This is a genomic window from Microbacterium sp. Cr-K32, from assembly GCF_000708345.1.
In the GTDB taxonomy this organism is placed as follows: domain Bacteria; phylum Actinomycetota; class Actinomycetes; order Actinomycetales; family Microbacteriaceae; genus Microbacterium; species Microbacterium maritypicum_A.
On sequence record NZ_JARD01000028.1, the window covers coordinates 439,211 to 464,361 of the forward strand.

The 25,151-nt window shown below is 70.0% G+C and carries 25 protein-coding genes; 7 read left to right on the forward strand and 18 right to left on the reverse strand.

The window, feature by feature from the left end:
* Positions 1-39: 39 nt before the first annotated feature.
* The 4 genes from GZ64_RS0116565 to GZ64_RS0116580 all read right to left on the reverse strand — a co-directional run bounded on the left by GZ64_RS0116565 (position 40) and on the right by GZ64_RS0116580 (position 3,775).
* A complete protein-coding gene (locus GZ64_RS0116565; RefSeq protein WP_029259853.1) occupies positions 40-1,089 on the reverse strand; it encodes a lipoate--protein ligase family protein in 1,050 nt (349 codons plus the stop codon).
* A gap of 37 nt (positions 1,090-1,126) precedes the next feature.
* Positions 1,127-1,918 carry a DUF1684 domain-containing protein gene (locus tag GZ64_RS0116570; RefSeq protein WP_231479920.1) on the reverse strand — a complete coding sequence of 264 codons (792 nt, stop codon included), beginning with the start codon at positions 1,916-1,918 and terminating at the stop codon, positions 1,127-1,129.
* A gap of 212 nt (positions 1,919-2,130) precedes the next feature.
* Entirely contained in the window at positions 2,131-2,982 is an 852-nt protein-coding gene (locus GZ64_RS0116575; RefSeq protein ID WP_029259852.1) for an alpha/beta fold hydrolase, read from the reverse strand.
* 55 nt (positions 2,983-3,037) lie between these two features.
* Positions 3,038-3,775, reverse strand: coding sequence for a copper homeostasis protein CutC (locus GZ64_RS0116580; protein WP_021200299.1), 738 nt, complete (start codon positions 3,773-3,775; stop codon positions 3,038-3,040).
* Between the two features lie 59 nt (positions 3,776-3,834).
* Here GZ64_RS0116580 and GZ64_RS0116585 point away from each other — a divergent pair, with 59 nt between their 5' ends.
* The 3 genes from GZ64_RS0116585 (at position 3,835) to GZ64_RS0116595 (ending at position 5,966) form a co-directional block, all read left to right on the forward strand.
* Complete coding sequence (locus GZ64_RS0116585) at positions 3,835-4,275, forward strand: MarR family winged helix-turn-helix transcriptional regulator (RefSeq protein WP_021200300.1); 441 nt, start codon at positions 3,835-3,837, stop codon at positions 4,273-4,275.
* 5 nt (positions 4,276-4,280) lie between these two features.
* Positions 4,281-5,615, forward strand: a complete 1,335-nt coding sequence (locus GZ64_RS0116590) for an MFS transporter (RefSeq protein WP_029267728.1) — start codon at positions 4,281-4,283, stop codon at positions 5,613-5,615.
* 63 nt (positions 5,616-5,678) lie between these two features.
* Complete coding sequence (locus GZ64_RS0116595) at positions 5,679-5,966, forward strand: hypothetical protein (RefSeq protein ID WP_021200302.1); 288 nt, start codon at positions 5,679-5,681, stop codon at positions 5,964-5,966.
* Between the two features lie 114 nt (positions 5,967-6,080).
* On the opposite strand, the gene rocD is transcribed toward GZ64_RS0116595, so the two are convergent.
* The 10 genes from rocD to GZ64_RS0116645 form a co-directional block, all read right to left on the reverse strand.
* On the reverse strand, positions 6,081-7,322 hold the full coding sequence (gene rocD, locus GZ64_RS0116600) for an ornithine--oxo-acid transaminase (protein ID WP_021200303.1): 1,242 nt from the start codon (positions 7,320-7,322) through the stop codon (positions 6,081-6,083).
* A complete protein-coding gene (gene ddaH / locus GZ64_RS0116605) occupies positions 7,319-8,197 on the reverse strand; it encodes a dimethylargininase (protein WP_029267732.1) in 879 nt (292 codons plus the stop codon). The genes rocD and ddaH overlap by 4 nt, the downstream gene beginning before the upstream one ends.
* Before the next feature lie 277 nt (positions 8,198-8,474).
* Positions 8,475-9,488: an NAD(P)-dependent alcohol dehydrogenase gene (locus GZ64_RS0116610; RefSeq protein WP_029267733.1), complete on the reverse strand. Its 1,014-nt coding sequence runs from the start codon at positions 9,486-9,488 to the stop codon at positions 8,475-8,477.
* A complete protein-coding gene (locus GZ64_RS0116615; protein ID WP_021200351.1) occupies positions 9,485-9,715 on the reverse strand; it encodes a helix-turn-helix transcriptional regulator in 231 nt (76 codons plus the stop codon). The genes GZ64_RS0116610 and GZ64_RS0116615 overlap by 4 nt, the downstream gene beginning before the upstream one ends.
* On the reverse strand, positions 9,715-10,149 hold the full coding sequence (locus GZ64_RS0116620; protein WP_029267735.1) for a hypothetical protein: 435 nt from the start codon (positions 10,147-10,149) through the stop codon (positions 9,715-9,717). The genes GZ64_RS0116615 and GZ64_RS0116620 overlap by 1 nt, the downstream gene beginning before the upstream one ends.
* A gap of 81 nt (positions 10,150-10,230) precedes the next feature.
* On the reverse strand, positions 10,231-13,881 hold the full coding sequence (locus GZ64_RS0116625) for a proline dehydrogenase family protein (RefSeq protein WP_029267737.1): 3,651 nt from the start codon (positions 13,879-13,881) through the stop codon (positions 10,231-10,233).
* 103 nt (positions 13,882-13,984) lie between these two features.
* Positions 13,985-15,382 carry a Re/Si-specific NAD(P)(+) transhydrogenase subunit beta gene (gene pntB / locus GZ64_RS0116630; RefSeq protein WP_029267738.1) on the reverse strand — a complete coding sequence of 466 codons (1,398 nt, stop codon included), beginning with the start codon at positions 15,380-15,382 and terminating at the stop codon, positions 13,985-13,987.
* Positions 15,379-16,932: a Re/Si-specific NAD(P)(+) transhydrogenase subunit alpha gene (locus tag GZ64_RS0116635; protein WP_029267740.1), complete on the reverse strand. Its 1,554-nt coding sequence runs from the start codon at positions 16,930-16,932 to the stop codon at positions 15,379-15,381. Before GZ64_RS0116635 ends, pntB begins: the two co-directional genes overlap by 4 nt.
* A gap of 198 nt (positions 16,933-17,130) precedes the next feature.
* On the reverse strand, positions 17,131-17,511 hold the full coding sequence (locus tag GZ64_RS0116640) for a hypothetical protein (RefSeq protein WP_136025510.1): 381 nt from the start codon (positions 17,509-17,511) through the stop codon (positions 17,131-17,133).
* Between the two features lie 133 nt (positions 17,512-17,644).
* Positions 17,645-18,205 (reverse strand): acyl-CoA thioesterase, encoded by a 561-nt coding sequence (locus tag GZ64_RS0116645; RefSeq protein WP_021200345.1) that lies wholly within the window; start codon positions 18,203-18,205, stop codon positions 17,645-17,647.
* Positions 18,206-18,336: 131 nt separating this feature from the next.
* On the opposite strand from GZ64_RS0116645, the gene GZ64_RS0116650 reads away from it, so the two are divergent.
* Positions 18,337-18,846 (forward strand): GNAT family N-acetyltransferase, encoded by a 510-nt coding sequence (locus tag GZ64_RS0116650; protein WP_029267742.1) that lies wholly within the window; start codon positions 18,337-18,339, stop codon positions 18,844-18,846.
* An 82-nt stretch (positions 18,847-18,928) separates the two neighbouring features.
* On the opposite strand, the gene GZ64_RS0116655 is transcribed toward GZ64_RS0116650, so the two are convergent.
* Genes GZ64_RS0116655 through GZ64_RS0116670 form a run of 4 tightly spaced genes read right to left on the reverse strand, consistent with a single transcriptional unit; the run spans position 18,929 to position 23,557 of the window.
* Positions 18,929-20,080, reverse strand: coding sequence for an acetyl-CoA C-acetyltransferase (locus GZ64_RS0116655; protein WP_029267744.1), 1,152 nt, complete (start codon positions 20,078-20,080; stop codon positions 18,929-18,931).
* Positions 20,081-20,113: 33 nt separating this feature from the next.
* Positions 20,114-21,805, reverse strand: coding sequence for a cytochrome b/b6 domain-containing protein (locus tag GZ64_RS0116660; RefSeq protein ID WP_029267746.1), 1,692 nt, complete (start codon positions 21,803-21,805; stop codon positions 20,114-20,116).
* Positions 21,806-21,807: 2 nt separating this feature from the next.
* Positions 21,808-22,779, reverse strand: coding sequence for an electron transfer flavoprotein subunit alpha/FixB family protein (locus tag GZ64_RS0116665; protein ID WP_029267748.1), 972 nt, complete (start codon positions 22,777-22,779; stop codon positions 21,808-21,810).
* A gap of 1 nt (position 22,780) precedes the next feature.
* Positions 22,781-23,557: an electron transfer flavoprotein subunit beta/FixA family protein gene (locus tag GZ64_RS0116670; protein ID WP_029259516.1), complete on the reverse strand. Its 777-nt coding sequence runs from the start codon at positions 23,555-23,557 to the stop codon at positions 22,781-22,783.
* 140 nt (positions 23,558-23,697) lie between these two features.
* Between GZ64_RS0116670 and GZ64_RS0116675 the strand changes: the two genes are divergently transcribed.
* The 3 genes from GZ64_RS0116675 to GZ64_RS0116685 are packed head-to-tail and all read left to right on the forward strand — an operon-like array spanning position 23,698 to position 25,146.
* A complete protein-coding gene (locus tag GZ64_RS0116675; RefSeq protein ID WP_029267750.1) occupies positions 23,698-24,234 on the forward strand; it encodes a MarR family winged helix-turn-helix transcriptional regulator in 537 nt (178 codons plus the stop codon).
* A gap of 1 nt (position 24,235) precedes the next feature.
* Positions 24,236-24,706 carry an SRPBCC family protein gene (locus tag GZ64_RS0116680; RefSeq protein WP_029259515.1) on the forward strand — a complete coding sequence of 157 codons (471 nt, stop codon included), beginning with the start codon at positions 24,236-24,238 and terminating at the stop codon, positions 24,704-24,706.
* Positions 24,703-25,146, forward strand: coding sequence for a YdeI/OmpD-associated family protein (locus GZ64_RS0116685; RefSeq protein WP_021200337.1), 444 nt, complete (start codon positions 24,703-24,705; stop codon positions 25,144-25,146). The genes GZ64_RS0116680 and GZ64_RS0116685 overlap by 4 nt, the downstream gene beginning before the upstream one ends.
* The last annotated feature ends 5 nt before the right edge of the window (positions 25,147-25,151 follow it).

Consider the following 25,151-nt stretch of genomic DNA (forward strand, 5'->3'; position numbering starts at 1 on the left):
GCGGGTCCGCCGCGGCGGGAACAACCGGGTCCGGCGCCGTCACGGCACCCGATGCAGCCACGCCTCGGTGGCGAACTTCGACTCGACGAGCGCCTCGGCGTCGGCGTACTCGTCCGCAGAGATCGAACCGGTCTCGGCATGGGTCAGCGAGCGGAAGGTGTCCTTGAAGCGCTCGATGATCTCGGCGCGCTCGAGTCCGGTCTGGCTGCGCAGCGGATCGACGCGCTTGGCGGCGGATGCAGTGCCCTTGTCGCTGAGCTTCTCGCGGCCGATGCGCAGCACCTCGGTCATCATCTGCCCGTCGATGTCGTACGAGAGGGTGGCGTGGTGCAGGACGCCGCCGTTGGCGAGGCGCTTCTGGGCGGCACCGCCGATCTTGCCGGTCGGGCTCGCGATGTCGTTGAGCGGCTGGTAGACCGCGTCGATGCCGAGCGAGCGCAGCGCCTGCAGCACCCAGTCGTCGAGGAAGGCGTAGGAGTCGGCGAAGGTCATCCCCGCGACCAGGGATGCCGGCACATAGAGCGAGTACGTGATGATCTGCCCGGCGGCCATGAGCATCGCACCCCCGCCGGAGATGCGGCGGACGACGTCGAATCCGTGCTTCGCGGCACCCTCGGGGTCGACCTCGTTGCGGTACGACTGGAACGAGCCGATCACCACGGCCGACTCGTCCCACTCCCAGATGCGCAGGGTGGGTCGGCGGCGCCCTTCGCCCACGCGGGAGGTGAGCACCTCGTCGAGGGCCAGGTTCATGCGCGGCGAGACCGCCTTCTCGTGCACGATCTCCCAGTCGAAGTCACGCCACCCCGGGGCGGTCACGAGTGCGCGGCGCACCGCGGTGCCCACGGCCTCGGGTGTGAAGCCGAGCAGCTGAGCCCCGTCGGGGAGGGCTGCGCGCACCGCGGTCGCGATCGCGGTCGCATCGGACTCCACGGGCAGCCCATCGACCGCGGCGTTGATGTCGTCGAGCGCCGAGTCGGGTTCGAGGAAGAAGTCTCCGGCGAGGCGGAAGCGCGAGATCCGGTCGTCTTCGATCTCGAGGTCGACGACGACGAGCTTTCCCCCTGGGACCTTGTATTCACCGTGCACGGTTCCAGCTTAAGGCGCGCAGCCCTCGTTCCGGCGGTCAGCCTCCGAGCACCACCACGCGCTCTCCCGCCCTGATCGGCGTCGAATACCTGTTGCCGGCGGGCGGCAGCGGGCACACGAACTGATCCGAGAACGCACACGGTGGCAGGTAGGCGCGGTTGAAGTCGATCACGGCCGTGCCGTCGGCGGCGGGTTCGTCGACAGGGAGGAAGCGGAAGCGGTAGGTCTCGAGCCCGTTCGTCCCGTCGGCGAACACCGCGCTCAACGCGCCCTGAGCGCTCCTGGTCACGGTGAGCGTCTGCGGCGCCCCCGCCAGCTCGAACCGCAGCCGCCCGGCGACGGGAGTCTCGCGCGCATCGCCGTCGACCGAGGTGATCACGATCCGCTCGTCCGGGGTCTCCTCGAACACGGCCGGCAGCCGCCAGCGCTCATCGGGGGCGTAGGCGTCGATCGCCGTGAACCACTCGCGCTGCGGGCGCGCCGGATTCAGCACACGCAGGGCGAGCGTGCCGTGGCGCTCGAACACCCGCAGCTCACGCCGGCCGAGACGGATGCTCTCGCCTCCGCGCAGCACGACGGTGGATCCCGCCTGGCCGAGCTCGCTGCCACGGATACCCCCGTCGCCGGTGAGCGCCCAGAGCCCGGGGATGCCGTCGACGGCCGCCGCTTCGGTGATGAGCCAGTTCGTCGACTCGAGCGCCGACGGACCGTACTCCGAGCCCGCATAGCGTTCGCGTGACGCGTGCCAGTCCTGCCAGTCCTTCACGAAGCTCAACGGAGCGCTCCCTCCCGGCGAGGGAACCACACAGCGGGGGCTCTCCTCGCTCATGCGCGGAATATTGCCCCGAATCTACGGGGGCTCCGCGGCCGGCGAGGCGGTCGTGTCACACGCCTTCACCGCGCGTAACGCCGCGTCATACCGGCATCGTCGGAAAGATCTCACACCGAGACCCACGCTCTCCGCCGACACCCATGTTCACGTACGCGCGCCACGGTGGGTGTGGGCGCGGGCCGTGGGTCTCGCCGATGGCGACGTGGGTCTCAGCGCGCGGGGATGTGCGTGTCGAGCCAGGCGAGCACGTCGGCGCGCACCTCTTCCTGCTGCAGCTCGGCGAAGATCTCGTGCCGCGCATCCGGGTAGACGAGCGTCGTGACGTCGGTGAGACCGGAACGGCTGCGGTACTCGTCGGCGAGCTTGTGCACGCTGCGGGGTCCACCCACCGGGTCGTCGCGACCCACGAGCAGCAGCATCGGGATGTCGTGTCCCAGGTCCTTGGCCGGACGACCGTAGAGCTTCGCGGCCTCGATCGGGCCGAAGAGCTTGAGCAGCGGCACGTCGGTGGTCAGCGGATCCTCATCGAACGCGGCCCAGACGGCGGGGTCGCGGCTGAGCCATTCGAGACCGGTCGCGCCCTCGCCTGCCCAGCGCGCGTTCAGGGGCGCGGCGTTGAGCGACCCCGGCATCCGCAGTGCCGAGCCGGAGAGGATGACGGCGTCCCAGGCTTCCGGGTGGTCGTTGACGAGCATCTGCGCCAGGAACGAACCCCAGGAATGACCGAGCAGCACGAGGGGCAGATCGGGGTTCTCGTCGCGGATGATGCCCGTCAGCTGCCAGACGGCGTCCTCGGCCGCGCGCAGCCCGCCCTTGCCCAGACGGCCGAGCTTCTCCGGGCCGCCGTGCTGACGGATGCCGGTGCGACCGTGTCCACGATGGTCATCGGCGTAGACATGGAAACCGGCAGCGGTGAGCGCCGCGATCAGCGCGCCGTACCTCCCCGCGTGCTCGCCGACGCCGTGCAGCAGCTGCACCACGCCGCGGGGAGTCCCCTCGGCGGGATGGACGTCGTAGACGATGTCGACGCCATAGGCATCGGTGAACTCACGGGTATCCATCACGGTGCGAGCCTACCCATCACGCGAGAGGGCGGCTACCGGGCGAGGCGGGCGGCTACCGCGCGAGGGCATCCCGGATCGCGAAGGCGATGTCGCGATCGGTGACCTCGTATCCGCCGACCCCGTCGGAGGCGGAGCCCATGCGCACGCCGCCGTCCTGGGTCACGGCGCGCTTGGCGGAGAAGTGGATCGCATCGACCCCCGCCGCCGCCAGAACCGGGGCGCTGGCCACGTCGACGCCGCTGCCCGCCATGATCTCGATCTCGCCCTCGGCTGCGGCGACGAGGGCACGCAGCGTGTCGATGCCGTCGATCGCCGCGGACGCTCCCCCGGACGTGAGCACACGACGCAGGCCCAGCTCGCGGGCGCTCTGCAGTGTCGCGACAGGGTCGGCCGTCACATCGATCGCACGGTGCAGCGTGGCGGGCGCTCCCCCGGCCGCATCACGCAGACGCGCCATCGCGAACAGGTCGAGACGCCCGTCGGCATCCAGGGCACCGATGACCACACCGGAGGCACCGGAGGCGATCGCACGGCGCACGTCGAGCTCGGCGACCGCCAGCTCGTCGTCGTCGTAGTGGAATCCACCCGCGCGTGGGCGGATCAGCACGTGCACCTCGGGGCCGTCGGCTCCTGCCGCCTCGACGGCGAGTTCGAGCGTCGCCGGCGACGGGGTGAGTCCGCCGAGGGCGAGGGCGGTGGCGAGTTCGACGCGTGCAGCGCCGACCTCCTTGGCGATCCGCACTCCGGCGGGGTCCTGCACGGCGATTTCCAAGGCGAGCGATCGGGTCACCCCTCCATTGTGCCCGCTCTCCTGCCGGCATCCGGAAAATTAGATAGGCTATCTAAGTAATGTCTGCGTCTGATGAATCCCTCGACCTCACCGCCACAGACCTTCGCATGGCCACGTTCCGGCTGGCCCGCCGCCTTCGCTGCGCCCGCGCCGCCGACTCGATGAGCGACGCGCAGCTGGCGGTGCTCGCCGACCTGCGCATGAACGGACGCCGTACGATCTCGACCCTCGCCCAGCGCGAGCGCGTCACCGCACCGTCGATGACCAGCACGATCAACGGCCTCGAAGAGCAGGGCTTCGTCGTGCGCACCCCCGATGAGGACGATCGCCGCCGCGTGCAGGTCGACATCACCGAGGCCGGCAGCGAGATCGTCGTCGAGACCATCCGCCGTCGCGACGAGCTGCTCGCCGACATGCTGCGCGAGGTCGACTACTCCGAGGCCGAGCTGACCACGCTGCGTGAAGCCAGCGCCCTGATGAGGCGGGTGGTGGAGCGATGAGCGCCATGTTCCGCTCCTTCGCGAACATCAACTACCGGATCTGGTTCGCGGGCGCCCTGATCTCCAACGTCGGCGGGTGGATGCAGGCCACGGCGCAGGACTGGGTGGTGCTCACCGAGCTCACCGACAACGACGCCACCGCGATGGGCGTCACGATGGCCCTGCAGTTCGGGCCCCCGCTCGTGCTCGTGAGCCTGACCGGGTGGGTGGCCGACCGCTTCGACCGGCGGCACATCCTGTTCGCCACCCAGTCGGCGCTGCTCGCCCTCGCGATCGCGGTCGGCGCGCTGCTGCTGGGCGGCCTCATGACCCTGCCGATGATGTTCGGCTTCGCCCTCGGATTCGGCATCGTGAACGCGTTCGACGCTCCGGCTCGACAGGCGTTCGTCTCCGACATGGTCTCCACCGGCGACACCTCCAACGCGGTGGCCCTCAACTCCGCGTCGTTCAACCTCGCCCGTATGGTCGGACCCGCCGTCGGCGGCCTGCTGATCGTAGCGATCGGCTCGGGCTGGGTGTTCATCGTGAACGCGGCGACGTTCCTGGCGATGCTGCTCGCCCTGCTGCTCATGCGCCGCAGCCTGCTCGCCCCACGTCTGAAGAACCGCAATCGCGGGGGGCTCGCCGACGGGTTCCGGTACGTATGGGGGCGCAGCGACCTGCGCGTGGTGTTCGTGACGGTCTTCCTGATCGGCGCCTTCGGCATGAACTTCCCGATCTTCGCCTCGACCATGGCGCTCGAGTTCGGCGCGGGCGCCGACGGCTACGGCGTGCTCAGCTCGGTACTCGCGATCGGATCCCTCATCGGGGCGCTCCTCGCCGCCCGGCGCGATCGCGCCAGAGTGCGCGTGGTGATCCTCGCTGCCGGAGGTTTCGGCATCGCCGCGTTCGTGTCGTCGGCCATGCCCACGTATGCCTCCTACGCCGTCACTCTGACCTTCACCGGCTTCATGATCGTGACGCTGCTCACCACCGCCAACGGCTACGTGCAGATCACGACCGACCCCGCTCTGCGCGGACGCGTGCTCGCCCTGTATATGGCCGTCATCATGGGTTCTACCCCCATCGGGGCCCCCATCGCGGGATGGGTCGCCGACACGTTCGGCCCGCGGGCCGCGATCATGCTCGGTGGCACGGCCGGGTTCGTGGCCTGCGCGATCGGGGTGATCTGGGTCGCGACCTCCGGCCGACTCCGCCGGGACGAGAACCGCCGGTTCCTGCTCACGCTCGACGAGACCCGCCCGCTTCGCGTGATCGAGGTCGACCCGATCGAGTTCAGCGACGAGGCCGCCGTGACCACGCCGATCCGCACCGCCGAGAAGCGCAACCTCGGAGACTGACCCTCGTCGCGGGATTTGTCAACGCCCTGCACGACCCGGGGCGACCGGTCGTACCGTCTGTGCATGGACGAGAACACGGAACGCACCCCCCATCCGCAGGATCCGGCAGAGGGCGCGCCCGGCGTCGGAGCACCGGACGAAGACTCGGGCCAGGGCGACGGCACCGGCGGCGCCATCCAGGGCGACAGCTCGCGCGGCGAATCCACGGGCGGCGCCATCCAGGGCGACGCCGGCCAGGGCCATCGCGCAGCGCTCGGTGGCGACGAGCACACCGAGGATCAGCTCGACGCGGACAACGCCGCCGAAGAGGACACCCTCAAGACGCTCGATCCGGATTCCCCGCCCGCCTGAGCGTGCACGAGGGCAACGCCACCGCCAGCCGTCCATCCCCAGAGACGGCCCTCCCCTGCGGTGGCGTTGCTCGTGTCGCGTCGAGCCGCGCGGGTAGGGTTCTGCGCGTCGGGCCTAGGCGCCCAGCACGAGCTTGAGCTGCTCCACCGCCCAGTCGAGCTCGGTCGCGCGGATCACGAGCGGCGGAGCGATGCGCACCGTCTGTCCGTGCGTGTCCTTGACGAGCACGCCGCGTTCGAGCAGCTTCTCGGCGATCTGACGCCCGGTGCCCTTCGCGGGATCGATGTCGACGCCGGCCCAGAGCCCGGCGATGCGCACGGCCGTGACGCCGTGCCCGATCAGCGGCTGCAGCGCCTGCTCCAGGTGGGCGCCGAGTGCGCGCGCCCGCTCCTGGAACTCACCGGTCTGCAGCATCTCGACCACGCGCAGGCCCACGGCCGCGGCCAGCGGGTTGCCGCCGAACGTCGACCCGTGCTCGCCCGGTCGGATGACGCCCAGCACGTCGGCGTCGCCGACCACGGCGGATACCGGGAGGATGCCGCCGCCGAGCGCCTTGCCCAGGAGGTACAGGTCGGGCACGACGCCTTCACGATCGCACGCGAAGGTCTCGCCCACGCGGCCGAGCCCCGCCTGGATCTCGTCGGCGATGAACAACACGTTCTTCTCGTCGCAGATCTCGCGGATGCGGCGGAGGTAGCCCTCCGGCGGGATCACGACACCGGCCTCGCCCTGGATCGGCTCGACCAGCACGGCCGCCGTGTCGTCGGTGATGGCAGCGGCGATGGCATCCGCATCTCCGTACGGCACCACATCGAAGCCCGGCGTGTAGGGGCCGAAGTCGTCACGCGCCGTGTCGTCGTCGCTGAAGCTGACGATCGTCGTCGTGCGGCCGTGGAAGTTGCCGGCCGCGACGATGATGCGCGCCTTGCCCTCGGGGATGCCCTTGACGCGATAACCCCAGGCGCGGGCGACCTTGATGCCGGTCTCGACGGCCTCGGCACCGGTGTTCATCGGCAGCACGAGATCCTTGCCCGCCAGCTCCGCGAGCGCCGCGGCGAACGGCTCCAGCCGGTCGCTCTGGAACGCACGGCTGACGAGCGTGACCCGGCCGAGCTGCTCGGTGAGCGCGGCGACGAGGGCCGGATGCCGGTGGCCGAAGTTCACGGCCGAGTACGCCGCGAGCAGGTCGAGGTAACGCTTGCCCTCGACGTCGGTCACCCACGCACCCTCCGCGCGGGCGATGTTCACCGGCAGCGGGTGGTAGTTGTGGGCGACGTGCGGCTCGGTGCCCGCCTCTCCCGCCGTGGCCGCTGTTCCCGGGGTCGCTGTTCCCGTGGTCTCGTCGACCGCGGTCACTTCGCACCCCGCAGCTCGAGCGTGCAGCACTTGATGCCGCCGCCGCCGAGCAGCAGCTCGGACAGGTCCACCATGATCGGGTTGTAGCCGCGCTCGCGCAGCTGCTTCTCGAAGCCCTTCGCCCTCGGCGAGATGACCACGTTGTAGCCGTCGCTCGCCGAGTTCAGGCCGAACACCGAACCGTCCTCGTCAGAGACCAGGATCGCGTCGGGGAAGCGCTCCTCGAGGATCGCACGGCTGGCGTCGTCGAAGGCGCCGGGGAGGTAGGCGATGTTCGCGCGCTCCGGGCCGCCGTTCTCCACACCCTGCACCGGATCGAGCACGGCGATCGCGGTGTCGAGGTGGTAGAAACGCGGGTCGACCAGGTTGAGCGACACGACCTCGCGCCCGAAGACCTCGCCGACCTCGCGGTGGCTGTCGCCCGTGGAGCGGAAGCCGGTACCGGCCAGGATCACGTCGCCGACGAGCAGGAAGTCGCCCTCGCCCTCGTTGACCTCCTTCGGCATCACCGTGTCGTAGCCGGCGGCACGGAACCAGTCGGCGAAGGCCGGCGACTCGCCCTGACGCTCGACGAAACGGAACTCGGGCACGTAGGCGCGACCGTCGATGAGGAATCCGCCATTGGCCGTGTAGACCATGTCGGGGTAGCCGGGAAGCGGCTCGATGAGCTCGACCTCGTGGCCCAGCTCGATGTACAGGTCGTAGAGCTTCTGCCACTGCGCGACCGCGTTGGCGGTGTCGGTGGGCTTGGTCGGCTCCATCCACGGGTTGATGGAGTAGTTGACCGTGAAGTGCTCCGGCTTGCACATGAGATAGCGGCGGTGGTGCGCGGTGCGGGCGGGGGCGGTGGAGACGGCGGCTTCAGGCGTCGACATGGGTGCTCTCCTCGTGGGACGGGCGCGGCGGACGCTGTCCAGGGGCCCGGCGGTCCTTCGACCCTTCGCTCGATCGAGCGGGCGTCGGGGAAGATGCGACTCGGGCACGCCGAGGTCCATTCTGTCACCCGCCCCCTGTACGCCGCCAGAGCGCCGACCGTTCCCCTCCGCCCCCGGCCCCGGCCCCCGATCGCTCCGGTCGCACTTTCTGCCGCCGAAAGCGTCTGAAGGCGGCAGGAAGTGCGACCGGAACAATGCAGAGGGTGCGACCGGAGGGTCAGAGGGCGGAGCCGGTGACCACCAGCTTGCCGACGGTGTGGCCCGCTTCCAGACGGGCGAGAGCGGCGGATGCCTCGGCGAAGGGGTACTCCCGCTCGATCACGGGAACCACGCGGCCATCGGCGACGAGTTCGAGGAGCTTCGCCAGCACCTCGGGACGCGGCGTCGCGGCGAGTGGTCGGATGCTCCGCGAGCCGATCGACAGGAACACCGCGCGGAGCATCCGCGGGATCGGGCCGAGCACGTGTCCCCCGTCGCCCGTGACGAGTACGACCGTGCCGCCGGGCACCACGAGGCGCTTCAGCTCCCGCAACGGCATCCCTCCGGCGATGTCGACGATCGCATCGAATCGGCCGTCCGGCAGCGCACTCAGGGGCGACGTCCGGTGGTCGAAGGTGCGCACCGCACCCAGCTGCTCGATCAGGGGGGCATTGCGATCACGACAGGTCGCCCAGACCTCGGCGCCGCGGAGAGCTGCGAGCTGCACCGCGAACGTGCCGACCCCTCCGGAGGCACCGATGATCAGCACTCTCGGCGCGCCATCGGCGCGAGCACGCTGCGTGAGGCCGACGCCCGCGAGGTCGAGCGCCTGCCAGGCGGTTCCCCCGGCCACCGGGAGGCACGCGGCGGTCTCCGGGACGATATCGGTCGGGACGGGAACGAGCCGCGCGGCGGGAACGCTCACGTACTCGCCGAGACCTCCGCCGCCGACGAGCTCACCCACCACGTCTTCGCCGATCTCCGCGCCCACGACGTCGGGTCCGACGGCGACCACGGTGCCCGCGACCTCCATCCCGCGCACCGGGTGCTTCGGGCGGGTCAAGCCGAACACCGGACGCACGAGCAGCGGATCGCCGAGCAGGAGGCGCACATCGCCCGCGTTCAACGCCGTGGCGCGCACCCGCAGCAGCACCTCGCCGCGGCCGGGCGTCGGAACCGGGATGCGCTCGAGGGCGACGCCGTCGGCCGGACCGTACGTCTCCCGACGCCACGCCTTCATCGAACGGCTCATGATGATGCTCCTGACGTGTCGGGGTATTCGAAGATGTCGTCGAGCCCCACGCCGAACGCGCGGGCGATCTGGAAGGCGAGTTCGAGTGTCGGCGAGTACTTCTGCTGCTCGATCGCGATGAGGGTCTGGCGCGTCACGCCGACCGTGCGCGCGAGCTCGGCCTGGGTGAGTCCGGCCTGTTCGCGATGCGCGCGGATGGTGTTCGAGACGCGGGTGGGCTTGACCATCAGACGAGGCCCCGCCGGTAGGCGACCACCCGGGCGATGCCGCCGATGAACGCCGACACCGCGAAGCCCGCGAACATGGTGTTCGCGATCCAGAAGACATCGGCGCCGACGGCGCACAGCGCGATGACCCCGACACCGGCGATCACGACGAAAGCCTGCTCCACTCGGCCGCCCATGCGGCTGATGTCGCGGTCGCGGATGTCGGAACGGCCGACACCGTCGGGGTCTCTCAGCCCCGCGATGATGCCCCACCCGACGCTGAGGATGATCGTCGCGACGATGCCGCCGCCGATCACCCACAGCATGAGCGGGAACCAGTCGACAGCGGTGAGCGGCCCTCCCCCGGCCTGCTGGAGCACCAGCACGACGTAGACGACCATCACGATCGGGCTGACGATGAGTCCCGCCCAGGCATTGCGCTCTTCGTAGACCATGACGACTCCGATGTAAAAGATTATTGACACGCTCAGCGTACGTCCGTCGGTGAGGCGTGTCAAGAATTCTTTACACCAGGCTCAGATCACGTCGCTGCTCCACGGGTCGAGGTTGCCGTAGCGGTGGGCGGTGATCGAGATCGACTGCTCGTGCACGAACGGCAGCAGCTCGATGCGGGCGGCGGCCGTCACCTCGCCGTCGTACACTGCGAGATCGGGATCGCCGGCGGAAGCCGTGGCGAGTTTCGCGCGAAGGGCGGCGACACCCTCCCGCCCGCCGACCAGCCGCACCCGATCGCTCACCGGCAGCGCGACACCTTCAGGCGCATCGTCCTGTCGCAGCAGCCGCTGCAGCCACTCGTCGTCGCTCTCCAGAAACACCGGGGCATCCAGGTCACCGAGAGCGCGACGCACCTCGCCGGGCACCCCGACCGGAGTCGAGATGACGAACTTCGCCCCTGACCGCACACCCGCGATCACGACGCGCAGCAGATCCTGCAGTGCCGCATCGTCGGTCGCGCGGACCTCGACCGGCACCGGGCGATAGCGGAACAGGTTGCGCTCGACGCCGAGACGCGAGACATCACGGACCTGCCCGAACTCGCGGTCCCAGGCCAGCGCATCCGACAAGGCCGAGCGCCGCAACCACTCGAACGACTCGTAGGCGAGCGACGACTGGGCCGCCTCGATGAGGGCGGTGATGCGGGAGTCGAGTCCCCGCAGATGCAGCGTGCTGGAGGCCGGCCCACCCGGCAGGGAACGCCAGGATCCCAGACCGATGAGGTAGTTCGGGCCGCCCGCCTTGGCACCGGGGCCGACGGAGGAGCGCTTCCACCCTCCGAACGGCTGGCGCTGCACGATGGCTCCGGTGATGCCACGGTTCACGTAGAGGTTGCCCGCCTGCACACGGCCGAGCCAGAACGCGAGCTCCTCCGGGTCCTGGGTGTGGAGTCCTGCGGTGAGGCCGTAGGCGACGGCGTTCTGCATCTCGACGGCGCGCGCGAGCGTCGGCGCATGCATCACGCCGAGCACCGGCCCGAAGAACTCCTCGGTATGGAAACGCGACCCCGGCTGGACCCCGACCCGCACCCCGGGCCGCCACAGGCGTCGGCTGCCGTCGTCCCCCGCCGCGAGCGACGGTTCGATCAGCCATTGCTCGTCGCCCTCCAGCTCGCTCAGCGCCCACGCGAGCTTTCCGGTCGGCTGGTCGATCACCGGGCCCACCTCGGCCAGCGGATCGGTGGGCTGCCCGACGTGCAGCGACCGCACGGCGTCGGCCAGCTGACGCGCGAACCGGGCGGAGCGTCCGACCGGTCCCACGAGGATGGCGAGCGAGGCCGCCGAGCACTTCTGCCCGGCGTGTCCGAAAGCGCTCTTGACGAGGTCGGCGACCGCGAGATCGAGATCCGCCGAGGGGGTAATGATGATCGCGTTCTTGCCGCTGGTCTCCGCGAGAAGCGGCAGATCGGAGCGCCAGGAGCGGAACAGCGCCGCCGTGTCCCACGCGCCGGTGAGGATCACCCGGTCGACGGCGTCGTGCGTGATGAGCTCGCGGCCGAGCTCCCCCTCCTCGATGTCGACGAGCGCGAGCAGGTCGCGCGGCACCCCCGCCTGCCACAGGGTCTCGGCGATGACGGCGGCGCAGCGGCGGGCCTGCGGAGCGGGCTTGAAGACGACACCCGAACCTGCGGCGAGCGCGGCGAGCACCCCACCCGCGGGGATCGCGAGGGGGAAGTTCCAGGGCGGCGTGACGACGGTGACGGATGCCGGAACGAACACGGCGCCGGCGATCGCGTCGAGCTCGCGCGCCTTGGCGGCGTAGTAGCGGGCGAAGTCGACGGCTTCGCTGACCTCGACGTCGGCTTCCGCCAAGACCTTGCCCGTCTCGGAGGCCGCGACCTCGATGAGGTCCCCTCGCCGCGACTCGAGTGCGGCCGCCGCACGCAGCAGCACCTCGGCCCGCTCGGCAGCCGGCCGCCCACCCCAGGATGGAGCGGCCCGGCGCACGCCCTGCACGATCCGCTCGAGATCCTCGGGATCGGACACCCGTGCAGACGCGATCGTGGCGTCTCCCAGATCGGAGGCGGCGATGCGCTCGCGCACCTCGCGTGCCCACTCCCGGTTCGCGGGGAGAGCAGGATCGGTGTCGACCGTGTTCGAGAAGCCCGGAGCGCCACCGGCATCCTGGTCCAGCTCACGCGCCGAGTACACGGCGGTCTCGAGGAACGCCTCGCGCCCGCCGTCGTCGGATCCGCGCGAGATGCCGAGCACCGCCTTGGTGAGGTCGGTCTCGGGCACCGGGGCTGCGGGTGCCGTCCGCACGGACTCGTGCACGGGCGCGCTGCGGTCCTGCGTGCGACGCGGTCCGATGCGCAGCGTGGCGTCGCCCGACCTGTCCAGTGCATCGAGGAAGCGGTCCTGCTCCCGCACGAACAGCGACTCGTCCTCGCCGAGCCGGAACGCGGCGGAGAGGAAGTTTTCCGGCGAAGCATTCTCCTCGAGCCGGCGCACCAGGTAGCTGATCGCCACGTCGAACTCGGCGGGCTCGACCACCGGCACGTACAGCAGCACGGGGCCGACCTCACGCGAGACGGCCTGCACCTGCCCCTGGGCCATGCCCAGGAGCATCTCGAACTCGACGGCCTCGCGCACCCCCCGTTCTCCGGCGAGCAGCCAGGCATACGCGATGCCGAAGAGGTTGTGCCCTGCGATGCCCAGCTTCACGGCCGCGGTGTGCTCGGGCTGCAGAGCCCAATCCAGACAGCGCAGGTAGTTCGCGTCGGTGTCGAGCTTGGTGTCGTAGGTCGCGGGCGTCCAGCCGTGCATCCGGGCCTCGACGTTCTCCATCGCGAGGTTCGCCCCCTTCACGAGGCGCACCTTGATGCGGGCGCCGCCGTGCGCGACACGGTCCCGCGACCAGGCGGTGAGCTCCTGCAGGGCGGGCAGGGCGTCGGGCAGGTAGGCCTGCAGCACGATGCCCGCTTCGAGCCCGGCCAGGCGCGGGTCCTCGAGGATGCGCGTGAAGACCGCGATCGTGAGGTCGAGGTCGCGGTACTCCTCCATGTCGAGGTTCAGGAAGGTGCCGTCGGCCGCCGCCGTCAGGTACAGCGGGAGCAGTCTTTCGACCACCTCGTCGACGACCTCGTCGAACGCCCACATGGAGAGGTGGCTGATGATCGCCGAGACCTTCACCGAGACGTAGTCGACATCGGGACGCCGGATGAGCGCGTGGATGCCGTCGAGCCGTCGCCGCGCCTCCGCCTCGCCGAGCACGGCCTCGCCGAGCAGGTTCAGGTTGAGACGGGAGCCGCTCTCCCGGATCCGCTCGATCGCCGCCCCGAGCTTCGCAGGTCGCGCATCCACCACGAGATGCCCGACCATGTCACGGAGCACCCGACGGGCGATCGGCACGACGGGTGACGGCAGGACCTGCGCGACACCACCACCGAGACGCACGGCCGAGCGCAGGTACCAGGGCAGGAACTCCGGCACGATCGGTGCGATCCGATGCAGCTGCGAGGCGGCCGCGGTCAGGCTCTCCGGGCGCATGACGCCGTCGACGAAGCCGAGCGTGAACGGCAGCCCGTTCGTGTCCTGCAGCACGCCCGCGAGCCGTGCGGCCGCGGGGTCGGGTTCGATCGCCGCGGCCTCGATCGCCCACCGCCGAGCCAGCTCGACGGCACGGTCTGCGAGGGGTGCGGATGCCACGGCATCCGGCGGGAGGTCTGCCATGGATTTCAGCCTAGGTCTGGAGCAGGATCCTCCCGCCGTTCGAATCGCGCAAATGGTCGCTTTTCCCGCTCGGATGCCGTCATCTGCGCGATTCGAAACGGATTCAGAGCGCCGCGATGATGTCCTCCACCCGCTGTTTCGCATCTCCGAACAGCATCGACGCGTTGTCGCGGAAGAACAGCGGGTTCTGCACCCCTGCGTACCCGGCGGCCATCGAGCGCTTGAACACGATGACGCTCTCGGCCTCCCACACCTTCAGCACCGGCATCCCGGCGATCGGGCTCCCCGGGTCCTCGGCGGCGGCCGGGTTCACGGTGTCGTTCGCGCCGATGACCAGCACCACCGAGGTGGAGGCGAGGTAGTCGTTGATCTCGTCCATGCTCAGGACGATGTCGTACGGCACCTTGGCTTCGGCCAGCAGCACGTTCATGTGACCGGGCAGCCGTCCCGCGACCGGATGGATGCCGAACCGCACATCGACGCCCCGGTCGCGGAGCCGCCGGACCAGATCGGCGACGGGGTACTGCGCCTGTGCGACGGCCATGCCGTAGCCAGGGGTGATGACGACGCTGTCGGCGGCGACGAGCATCTCCGCCGCGCCCTCGGCGGTGATCTCGCGGTGCTCGCCGTATTCGGTGTCGTCGGAGGTCGGCGCCGCGACCCCGAATCCCCCGGCGATGACGGAGAGGAACGAGCGGTTCATGGCCTTGCACATCACGTACGAGAGGTACGCACCCGACGATCCGACGAGCGCGCCCGTGACGATCAGCAGGTCGTTGTTCAGGAGGAACCCCGCCGCGGCGGCGGCCCAACCCGAATAGCTGTTGAGCATCGAGACGACGACCGGCATGTCTCCGCCGCCGATCGAGGCGACCAGGTGCCAGCCCACGGCGAAGGCGAGCACGGTGACCGCGATCAGGAGCCACAGCTGCTGGTCGTTCACGAACCACACGGTCAGGGCGACGAACGCGATGAGAGCCCCGATGTTGAGCCCGTTCTTGCCCGGGAGCATGAGCGGCTTCGACGACATCTTCGCCGAGAGCTTGAGGTACGCCACGATCGACCCGGTGAAGGTGACGCCGCCGATGAAGATCCCGATGAACACCTCGGCGTTGTGGATGCCGACGAGCTCGGGGGCGATCTCCGGGTGCGCGAGGTAGCCGTTCCAGCCGACGAGCACCGCGGCGAGGCCGACGAAGCTGTGCAGGAGCGCGATGAGCTCGGGCATGCCGGTCATCTCCACGACCCGCGCTCGCCAGAGCCCGATGGCCGCCCCGATCAGCACCGCGGCCACGAGCAGGCCCAGCCCGAGGAAGGCACCGGTGCTCCATGCGTCGGCCATGGTGAGGGCGACCGTCGCGACCAGCGCGATCGCCATGCCCGCGATGCCGTAGACCACACCGGAGCGGGCGGATTCATGGCGACTGAGGCCGGCGAGGCTGAGGATGAACAGCAGGGCGGCGACGATGTAGGCCGCCCCGGCGAGCGCGTCGACGGTCATTTCCGGCCGCCCTTCGCCGATGTCCCGAGTGTGAACATCGCGAGCATTCGTCGGGTCACCGCGAACCCTCCGAAGATGTTGATGGAGGCCAGCAGCACCGCGATCGCGGCGAGCACCTGCACCACCGGCAGCGGCGACGTGATCTGCAGCATCGCGCCGACCACGATCACTCCCGAGATGGCGTTGGTCACCGACATGAGCGGGGTGTGCAGCGCGTGATGCACCTTGCCGATCACGTAGAAGCCGATCACCACCGACAGCACGAGCACCGTGAAGTGCTGCGGCAGCGGGGCCGGGGCGAACGCGTTCACGGCGAACAGCGCGGCGACGCCCACCACGATCAGCGTGACTTTGCGGGCGGCGGACATCTTCTTCGGCGGTGCGACCTCGACCGGCGCCGCCGCGGCCTTTGGGGCGGGAGCGGCGGCGACCTGCACGGCAGGCGGGGGCCAGGTGACCTCGCCGTCGCGCACGACCGTGACCGAGCGCTGCACGACATCGTCGAAGTCGATCACCAGCCGCCCGTCCTTCGCAGGCGTCAGCAGCGCCACGAGGTTGGCGAGGTTCGTGCCGTAGAGCTGGGAGGCCTGTGCGGCCAGACGCGAGGCCAGGTCGGTGTAGCCCAGGATGATCACACCGTTGTCCGTGACGACGCGCTCGCCCGCGACCGAGCCCTCGACGTTGCCGCCCTGGCCCGCGGCCATGTCGACGATCACGCTGCCCGGCTTCATCTGTGCGACATCGGATACCGTGATCAGGCGCGGCGCCGCGCGTCCGGGGATCAGCGCAGTGGTGATGATGATGTCCACGTCGGCGGCCTGCTCGGTGTAGATCTCGGCGGCCCTGCGGTCATAGTCCGCGCTGGTCGCCTTGGCATAGCCGTCGGTGGAGGCCGCGACCTCGACGTCGACCGGGAGGTAGCTGCCACCGATCGAGGTGACCTGGTCGGCGACCTCGGGGCGCGGATCCGTGGCGCGGACGATCGCACCGAGACTCGATGCCGCGCCGATGGCCGCAAGCCCCGCGACTCCGGCTCCCGCGACCAGCACCTTCGCCGGCGGCACCTTGCCCGCGGCGGTCACCTGCCCCGTGAAGAAGCGGCCGAACTCGTGCGCGGCCTCGACGACGGCCCGGTACCCGGCGATGTTCGCCATCGAGCTGAGCACGTCCATCGACTGCGCCCGCGAGATGCGCGGCACCGCATCGAGCGCGAGCGCCGTGATGCCGCGCTGCGCGAGCGACTGGACGAGATCGGGGCGCAGTGCCGGTGAGAGCAGGGCGATGAGGGTGGCGTCATCGGAGAGGAGGGCGATCTCCTCCGCCCCGGGAGCTGTGATCGCGAGGACGATCTCGCTCCCCCAGGCCTCTGCGCGATCCACCAGCGCCGCATCCGCCGCCGCGTACTCGGCGTCGGGGTACGAGGCCGCAGCGCCCGCTCCCCGCTCGACTCTGACCGTGTGGCCCAGCTTCCCGAGCGACGCGATCGTCGCCGGGGTGGCCGAGACCCGCGCTTCGCCCGCAGGCTCCCGCACGATGCCGATGACTGCCACTACTTCCTCCTCCGCCCGTCTGCGTCGACGGGATCACCGGGGCGTCTGCGCCCCTGACTTCCCGCTCAGAGTACTGAGGAGCGCTCCGGAAGCGCCCCTCCTTCGGCTCTGTGACAGGGAAAGAAGCGGGGTTCTTACGGAAAGCGGAGGAGGAAGATCTCGGGGCGCTCCCCCGGCGGCGAAGCGATCGTGTTCGGATCAGGAGGTTTCGACGAGCGCGGCCTGCGGAATCGGTCGGCCGCGAAACCACCTCCGCGATGGCGGAAGGAACAGCAGCACCGATTGACCGCCGCAGACCAGCACCGCCCAGAGTCCGAACGGCGTCGCGATCAGCAGCGCCATCATCGCCAGCGCCTGCACCACGACGACCCACCGCATCCACGCGGTGCGTCGGGCGAGCCCGATGAGGATCGTCATGTTCACCAGAAGGCCGAGCAGCACCACGACGCCCCAGAGAATCGACGATGTCCCGTTCGCCGGCGTGGGGAAGGCGCGGAAGAGCCAGACCAGGATGAACCCGGCCGCGATCCACGCCGCGACGAGAGTCGCCGAGAGCAGCATCGGGAGGACGATCGTCACGGGCATCCATTCCCGATCTGCTCGCGGGCGCTCCTGCGGCATGGATCCTCCCGACGTCATCGCGCTCAACCGTGCTCGTCTCGCGCGACACCCACCCTAAGGTCCGCCCGCCCGGGGTGTCGAGAACCGCTGCTCAGCCCCAGACGCTCGGGGCCTTCACCCGCACGGGAGGGAGGGCGGATGCCGCGGCCCAGTCGTGCACCCACGCATCGATCTCCGGCACGCCCTCGGGCTTGCCGACGGCGGCGAACAGCTCTTCGTTGCTGACGGTGCCGCCGGTACGGCGCAACATGCGCGAGCGCACGATCACCCGCGCGTAGATCTCTCCGTCGACGACGGCCCTGTGCTCGAGGAACACCGCCTTGTCGTCGTGCCCGATGAAGCGCGACTGCACCTCGAACCGCTGCCAGAGCTGGAGCGACTTGCGGAACGTGACCGTCTCGCTGGAGACGACCGCGTACCAGCCGCGGTCCTTCATCGCGTCGAACAGCCCGGTGCGTATCAGCAGATCCCAGCGTCCGAGGTCGAAGAGCGACAGATAGCGCCCGTTGTTCATGTGGCGCAGGATGTCGATGTCGGTCGGCAGCGTGGTCAGGTGGATGCTGCTGACCGACGACGCATCGAGAGTCCTCCCCCGCCGCACGCGGCGGCGAGCGCCGAGGATCACCAGGAGGGTCCGCCAGATCACGTTCACGAAGAATGATCGTAGCCAGGCGTGCACGATTCGCGAACATCATTGTGCGAACCCTCCATGCCGACGCATCGGGTGTCATCGAACATCCCCTCGATTTCCTCTTCGTGGACGCCGCGCGTAGAGTCACGAACATGAGCGCCGAAGCCCAGCCTGAAGTCATCGTCCGTCCGGTCCGTGATGTGGATGCGGAAGCCCTCGGTCGCGTGCATGCGCAGTGCTGGCACGAGACCTACGACCACCTGATCAGCAAGGCGGCGCTGGAGAAGGTCTCGCCCCGCCGCATGGCCGAGCTGTGGACGCACTGGGCCTCGCAAGGCCCCGAGTTCAAGATGAACGCCGCGCTCGTCGACGGCGAGATCGTCGGCTTCGTCGGCTCCGGTCCTGCCCGCGACAAGGATGCCCCCGCGTTCCGCGAGCTGTACTTCATCTACCTGCTCGACGCGTGGCACTCGACCGGCATCGGTCAGAAGCTGTTCGACGCGGCCGTCGAGAAGGACGAGCCTCTGTACCTGTGGGTGGCCGAGGACAACCCCCGCGCGCACCGCTTCTACACGCGCAACGGATTCCACCTCGACGGAGCATCGCACACGGAGCCGTTCCTCGGCGAGACGCTGACCGAAGTGCGCTTCGTCCGCCCCTGACACACCGCCGCGCACGAACGCAGAACGGGCCGTCTCCCCTCGGAGGCGGCCCGTTCTCGCTGTCGGTTCCGGTCGCTCCGGCTCAGAGGCGCTCGATGATGGTCACGTTCGCGATGCCGCCACCCTCGCACATCGCCTGCAGGCCGTACCTGCCGCCGGTGCGCTCGAGTTCGTTCAACATGGTCGTGAGCAGTCTGGTGCCGGTCGCACCGATGGGGTGCCCGAGGGCGATGGCCCCGCCGTTGACGTTGACCTTCTCGTGCGGGGCATCGAGTTCGCGCATCCAGGCGAGCACGACGGGCGCGAAGGCCTCGTTCACCTCGAACAGATCGATGTCGGCGACACTGAGTCCCGCGCGCTCCAGAGCATGCCGGGTCGCCGGGATGGGCGCGGTGAGCATGAGCACCGGACTGGCACCGCGAACGGTCATCCGATGGATGCGCGCGCGGGGCGTGAACCCGTGCTCGCGCACCGCCCGTTCGCTGGCGATGAGCACGGCGCTGGAGGCATCGCTGATCTGCGACGACACGGCAGCGGTGATCCGTCCCCCCTCCCGCAGCGGTGCGAGTCCGGCCATCCGCTCCAGGGACGTGTCCCGCCGCACCCCCTCGTCGTTGGCGAGGCCGTTCAGGGGCGCGATCTCGTTCGCGAAACGCCCCTCGTCCTGAGCGACGGCCGCACGACGGTGGCTCTCCAGGGCGAACTGCTCCATCTCCGCACGGGAGATGTCCCATTTCTCGGCGATCATCTCCGCACCGGCGAACTGCGAGATCTCCTGATCGCCGTAGCGCTCGCGCCAGCCGGGAGACTCCGCGTACGGGGTCGTGAAACCGTACTGCTCCCCGACGGTCGCGGCCGCGGTCAAAGGCACCTGGGACATGTTCTGCAGACCGCCCGCGATGACGAGGTCGTTCACACCGCTCATCACGGCCTGCGCCGCGAAGTGCACGGCCTGCTGGCTCGATCCGCACTGACGGTCGATCGTGACGCCGGGCACGTGCTCGGGGAATCCGGCGACCAGAGCGGCGGTGCGTGCGACATTCCCCGACTGCCCGCCGATCGCGTCGATCGTGCCGAGCACGACGTCGTCGATCGCGGCGGGATCGACACCGACGCGGTCGACCAGCGCCCGCAGGCTGTGCGCCCCGAGATCAGCGGGATGGATGCCGGAGAGCGATCCCCCACGCCGCCCCACCGGGGAACGGACCGCGTCGATGATGTATGCCTCGACCATGATCTTCCTTCCGTCGCGGGAGACGCGGTGACGTCAGCGGCCCGAGACCTTGCCGAACGCCTTCGCGATGGGCGCGAGCACGAGGGGCCGGGCGGCCACCCAGCCGATCGCGATCACCACGAGCGAGAGGATGAACACCCAGAATCCGGTCCAGGTGACCGCGTCCTGCGAAGCGAACATGTGGTTCAGGTTGCGCAGGAAGCCGGTGAGCATCACGAGGGCGACGTGGGCGATGATGAACGCCACGAAGTAGAGCATGATCGGGAAGTGCAGCGCGCGCGCCCACTCGACCGGGTAGGCCTTCGACAGCTTCTCGGCCTTCTTCGGCCAGAGCCCCGACATGCGGAATCCGGTGATCGCCGCCAGCGGTGCGGCGATGAACACGGTCGCGAAGTAGGCGAGCTGCTGCAGGCTGTTGTAGTTGTTCCAGCCGTTCTCGTGCGGCCAGTCGAACGAGACGTACTGGAGGGCCGCCGACAGCGCGTTCGGGAAGACCTCCCAGCTCGTCGGCACGATGCGCACCCAGTGACCGGTCACGAACAGCAGCACCACGAAGATCACGCCGTTCACGAGCCACAGGATGTCGAGCGACTGGTGGAACCAGAGGTTCAGGCTGATCTTGCCCTTGGCGTTGCCGCGGGGCGTCCAGAAGACGGTCGGCCGCTTCTCGGTACGCACCTGGAGCCCGGAACGGATGATCAGCACCATCAGGAACATGTTGAAGAAGTGCTGCCAGCCGACCCAGGGCGAGAACCCGGGTTCGACCGCGATCCCCGGCTCGTACTCGCCCGGGAAGGCTGCGAGGAAGTCCTGCATGAACGGGAAGCTCAGGAGTGCGCGCACGAACGCGATTGCGGCGCCCGCGAGGACTCCGAGCGCGGCGGCGCCGAACAGCACGGCGATGGCCTGGGGCCACGTCGGACGGCGTCGACCAGTCGCTGCGGCGGGTGCCTCGGCGATGTGACGTGGCGCGCGCCCGTTCCAGACCGTGCGCGTCCACGGGAGCGGGGTCGCGACGTCGGCGATGGCGGGTGCGGTCACGGGCGCCGCGACGGCGGGGGTGCTCCTCGGCCCGGTGCCCGCAGGAGCGACCGGAGCCGGAGCCACGGGCTCGACGGATGCCGCGACAGCAGGTGCGAGCGGGACGGTGTCTGCGGGGGGCCACGGCTCGCCGCCGACCACGCGGGGCAGTCCACGACGGACACCGCCTGCGGCAGCGATCGGCGCTTCGGGTGCGCTGACGGCGGGCGAGGGTGCGGGCGAGGGTGCGGTCGGGGGTGCGGTCGAGGCACCAGCCGTCGCCGGTGCGCTCCCGGTCGCCGAAGATGCGGGAACTGCTGCCGCGACGGCCGATACCGGCTGCGTCGCCTGCGGAGCGGGGGTCGCCACGGCGGCGGCGGGAGCGCCGGCGACCGATGGCGGCCAGGGCTCTCCGCCCGGCACGCGTGGCAGGCCGCGACGGATTCGCGCGGCTCCGGCGGTCGCCGCGGGAGCAGGGCTCCCGGTCGGCGCTGCGGTGGCCACGGCTGCCTGATCCACCGCCATGACGGACTCGCGGTCGGCGGGGACGGCATCCGACGCCGCCGCAGGCTCAGCCTCTGTCGACGTCGGAGCCTCGGGTGCCACGGCAACCGCCGGCTCCTCCACAGCCGCCGCATCGGCGGGGGGCCAGGGCTCTCCGCCCGGTACACGCGGCAGACCGCGTCGCAGCATCCGCGTCGCCATGGCTACTTCTTCCGCGCCTCGAGGGCGGCGATCACCTGCGGCACCACCGCGAACACGTCGCCGACGATCCCGAAGTCCGCCACGTCGAAGATCGGCGCCTCGGGGTCCTTGTTGATCGCGACGATGTTCTTCGACGTCTGCATGCCGGCACGATGCTGGATGGCGCCGGATATGCCGAGGGCGACATACAGCTGCGGCGACACCGAGACACCGGTCTGGCCGACCTGATGCGACTGCGGGATGTACCCCGCGTCGACGGCGGCCCTGGAGGCACCCACCGCGGCACCGAGCGCATCGGCGAGCTCTTCGACGAGCACGAACTTCTCCTTCGAGGCGAGACCTCGACCGCCGGAGACCACACGCGTGGCTCCGCGCAGGTCGGGACGGGACGAGGCGACCTCGACCGCCTCGACCGGACCGGCCGTCGCCGCGACCGCACCGGACGGGGTGACGTCGAGCACCTCGACCGAGTGCGACGGCACGGCCTCGGCGCGCGCGTCCACCGCGCCCTGGCGCACCGTGATCACCGGAGTGCCGAACGTGGGTGCCGAATCGACGAGGTAGGCCCCGCCGTAGACCGAGTGGTGGGCGACGACACCATCGTCATCGCGCGACACTCCGACCGCGTCGACCGACAGTGCGCTCTTCGTGCGCACCGCGAATCGTCCGGCCACGTCGCGTCCGGAGATCGAGTTCGAGATCAGCACGGCGTCGGGGCGCACCTGGGCGGCGGCCGCCTGCAGGGCGTCCACGATCGGCACGGTCAATGCCGTCGGCTCACCGTCGGCGGTCAGCACCACCGATGCACCCGCCGCGGCGGCCTGATCCACCGCGGCCGGACTGCCGCCCACGATCAGCGCGACCGGCGTGCCGATCGTCGAAGCCGCGCCGATGAGCGCCGCCGTGCTGCTCGCGACGTAGCCGGAGGGGTCGACGTCGACGAGGACGAGGATCGGGTTCTCGGAGGATGTCATCTCACACCAGCCTGTTCTGCACGAGGTAGTCGACGAGCTTGTCGGCCGCGTCACCCTCATCGGTGATCTTCACGCCGGCCGCCCGCGGGGGCTTCTCCGACACAGTGGTCATGATGGTGCGCGGAGCGACGGACGGATCCGCCGAAACGTCGAGGTCGGCGAGCGCAAGCACCTCGAGCGGCTTCTTCTTGGCCGCCATGATGCCCTTGAAGTTGGGGAACCGCGCGTCGGGAAGCGCCTCGGTGATCGAGATCACGGCGGGCAGCGGCGCCGAGACCGGCTGGCTGCCGGCATCCGAGCCACGGACGCCCGAGACGCCGTCGGCGGTGATCTCGACCGACGTGAGCGCGGTGGCCTGCGCGAATCCGAGATGTTCGGCCAACATCGCGGGAATGACGCCGCCGGAACCGTCGGTCGACAGGTTGCCCGTGATCACGAGGTCGGGGGCGCCGCGGCGGATCGCCGCGGCGAGAACTTCGGCGGTGAGACCGAGGTCGGCGCCGGCGAGCTGCTCGTCGGCGATGTGCACGGCCGAGCCCGCACCGATCGCGAGCGCCCGGCGCACGGACGCGGTCGAGCCCTCAGGAGCCATCGAGACCGCCACCACCTCGGTGCCGTCGTTCTTGTCGGCGTAGCTGAGCGCCACTTCGAGCGCCCGCTCCGTGATCTCGTCGAGGACCACGTCACCCGCCGCACGATCGGCGAGGCCGGTCTCGAGATTCAGCTTGCGATCGCCATAGGTGTCCGGCACCTCTTTGACCAGGACGAAGATCTTCATCGATTGCTCCTCACGACTGCTGCAATTCTAGACCGCGATACTGAGTTCCAGCTCACCTGCGACTGAGACTCATGGATGTCCACAGCGGATGCGTCGCGCGCCGTCGCCGCCCCCCGCGCTTGCGCCACTACCGTAGAGAAATGGCCCGACCCCGTCCGCTCCCCATCGATCCGCTCGCCGAGGCGAAGCGGCAGTGGCTCGCGCACGGCTGGACGGATGCCGCGGACGGCATGGCCCTGGTCACTTCGGTCATGCGGGCCCAGCAGCTGCTGCTCGCCCGTGTCGACGCGGCCCTGAAGCCCTTCGCTCTGAGCTTCGCCCGCTACGAGGTGCTGCGTCTGCTGGCTTTCAGCCGCGCCGGCAGCCTGCCCCTGTCGAGCGTGGTCGCCCGCCTCCAGGTGCACCCGACCACCGTGACGAGCACCGCGGAGCGCCTGGTGCGCGACGGTCTGATCGCGCGTGAGCCGCACCCCCATGACGGACGCGCTGCGCTGCTCGTGCTGACGGAGTCCGGCCGGGAACTGGTCGAGCGCGCCACACAGGCTCTCAACGCCGACGTGTTCGCCGAACCCGGTCTGAGCCGCGACGACGCCGCCGAGCTCGTCGCGATCGTCGCCCGGCTGCGCAAGGACGCCGGCGACTTCGCCGATCCGCGCCCGCAGCCCGAAGCCCTCTGACATGCCCCGGTTCGCGCTCGAGACGATCATCAGCGCGCCTCCTGCCGAGGTGTTCGCCGCATCGCTCGACCCGGCACTGCACGTGAAGAGCATGGCCCGGTTCGGCGAGACCATGGTCGAGGCGCCGGCCGGCGGCGTGTTCACCGAGGGGACCACCGCGACCTGGCGGGCACGCCACTTCGGCATCCCCTTCCGCCTGCGCTCGATCGTCTTCGACATCGATCCTCCCCACGCGTTCTCGGATCGGCAGATCTCCGGTCCGTTCGCGGCATTCCTGCACGAGCACCGTTTCGAGGAGCATCCGGCCGGCACGCTCATGCACGACACCGTGACCTTCCGCTCGCCGTTCGGCCCGCTCGGCCGAATCGTCGACGCGATGTTCCTCGGCGGGTACATGCGCCGCCTCATCATGGAGCGCAACGCGATTCTCGCCGCGGAATTCGAGGAGCCCGGGCGTACCCTTTCGGCATGAGCGAACTGCGCCTGCACACCGTCCTCACCGGCCGCGGCCCCGCTGCGGCGATCCTCCTCAGCGACGAGCAGGTGGCCTCTCTCGGCGCCGGCAAGGCGTTCCCGGTCGCCGTCACGATCGGCGGACGCACCGCCCGCCTGCGTCTGGCGCGGATGGGCAGCGAGAACATGATCGGTTTCAGCAAGGCCGTGCGCGCCGACCTCGGACTCGAGATCGACCAGGAGATCGACGCCGTGATCCGGGTGGACTCCGCCGAGCGCACGGTCGACGTTCCGGCCGAGCTCGCCGCGGCCCTGGACGCCGACCCCGCGCTGCGCACCGCCTTCGACGCCCTGTCGTACACCGCACGCAAAGAGCACGCGAGGAGCGTGGCCGAAGCGAAGCAGGAGGCGACTCGCGAACGTCGCATCACGAAGATCGTCGACGCGCTCCGCGGCTGACTGCT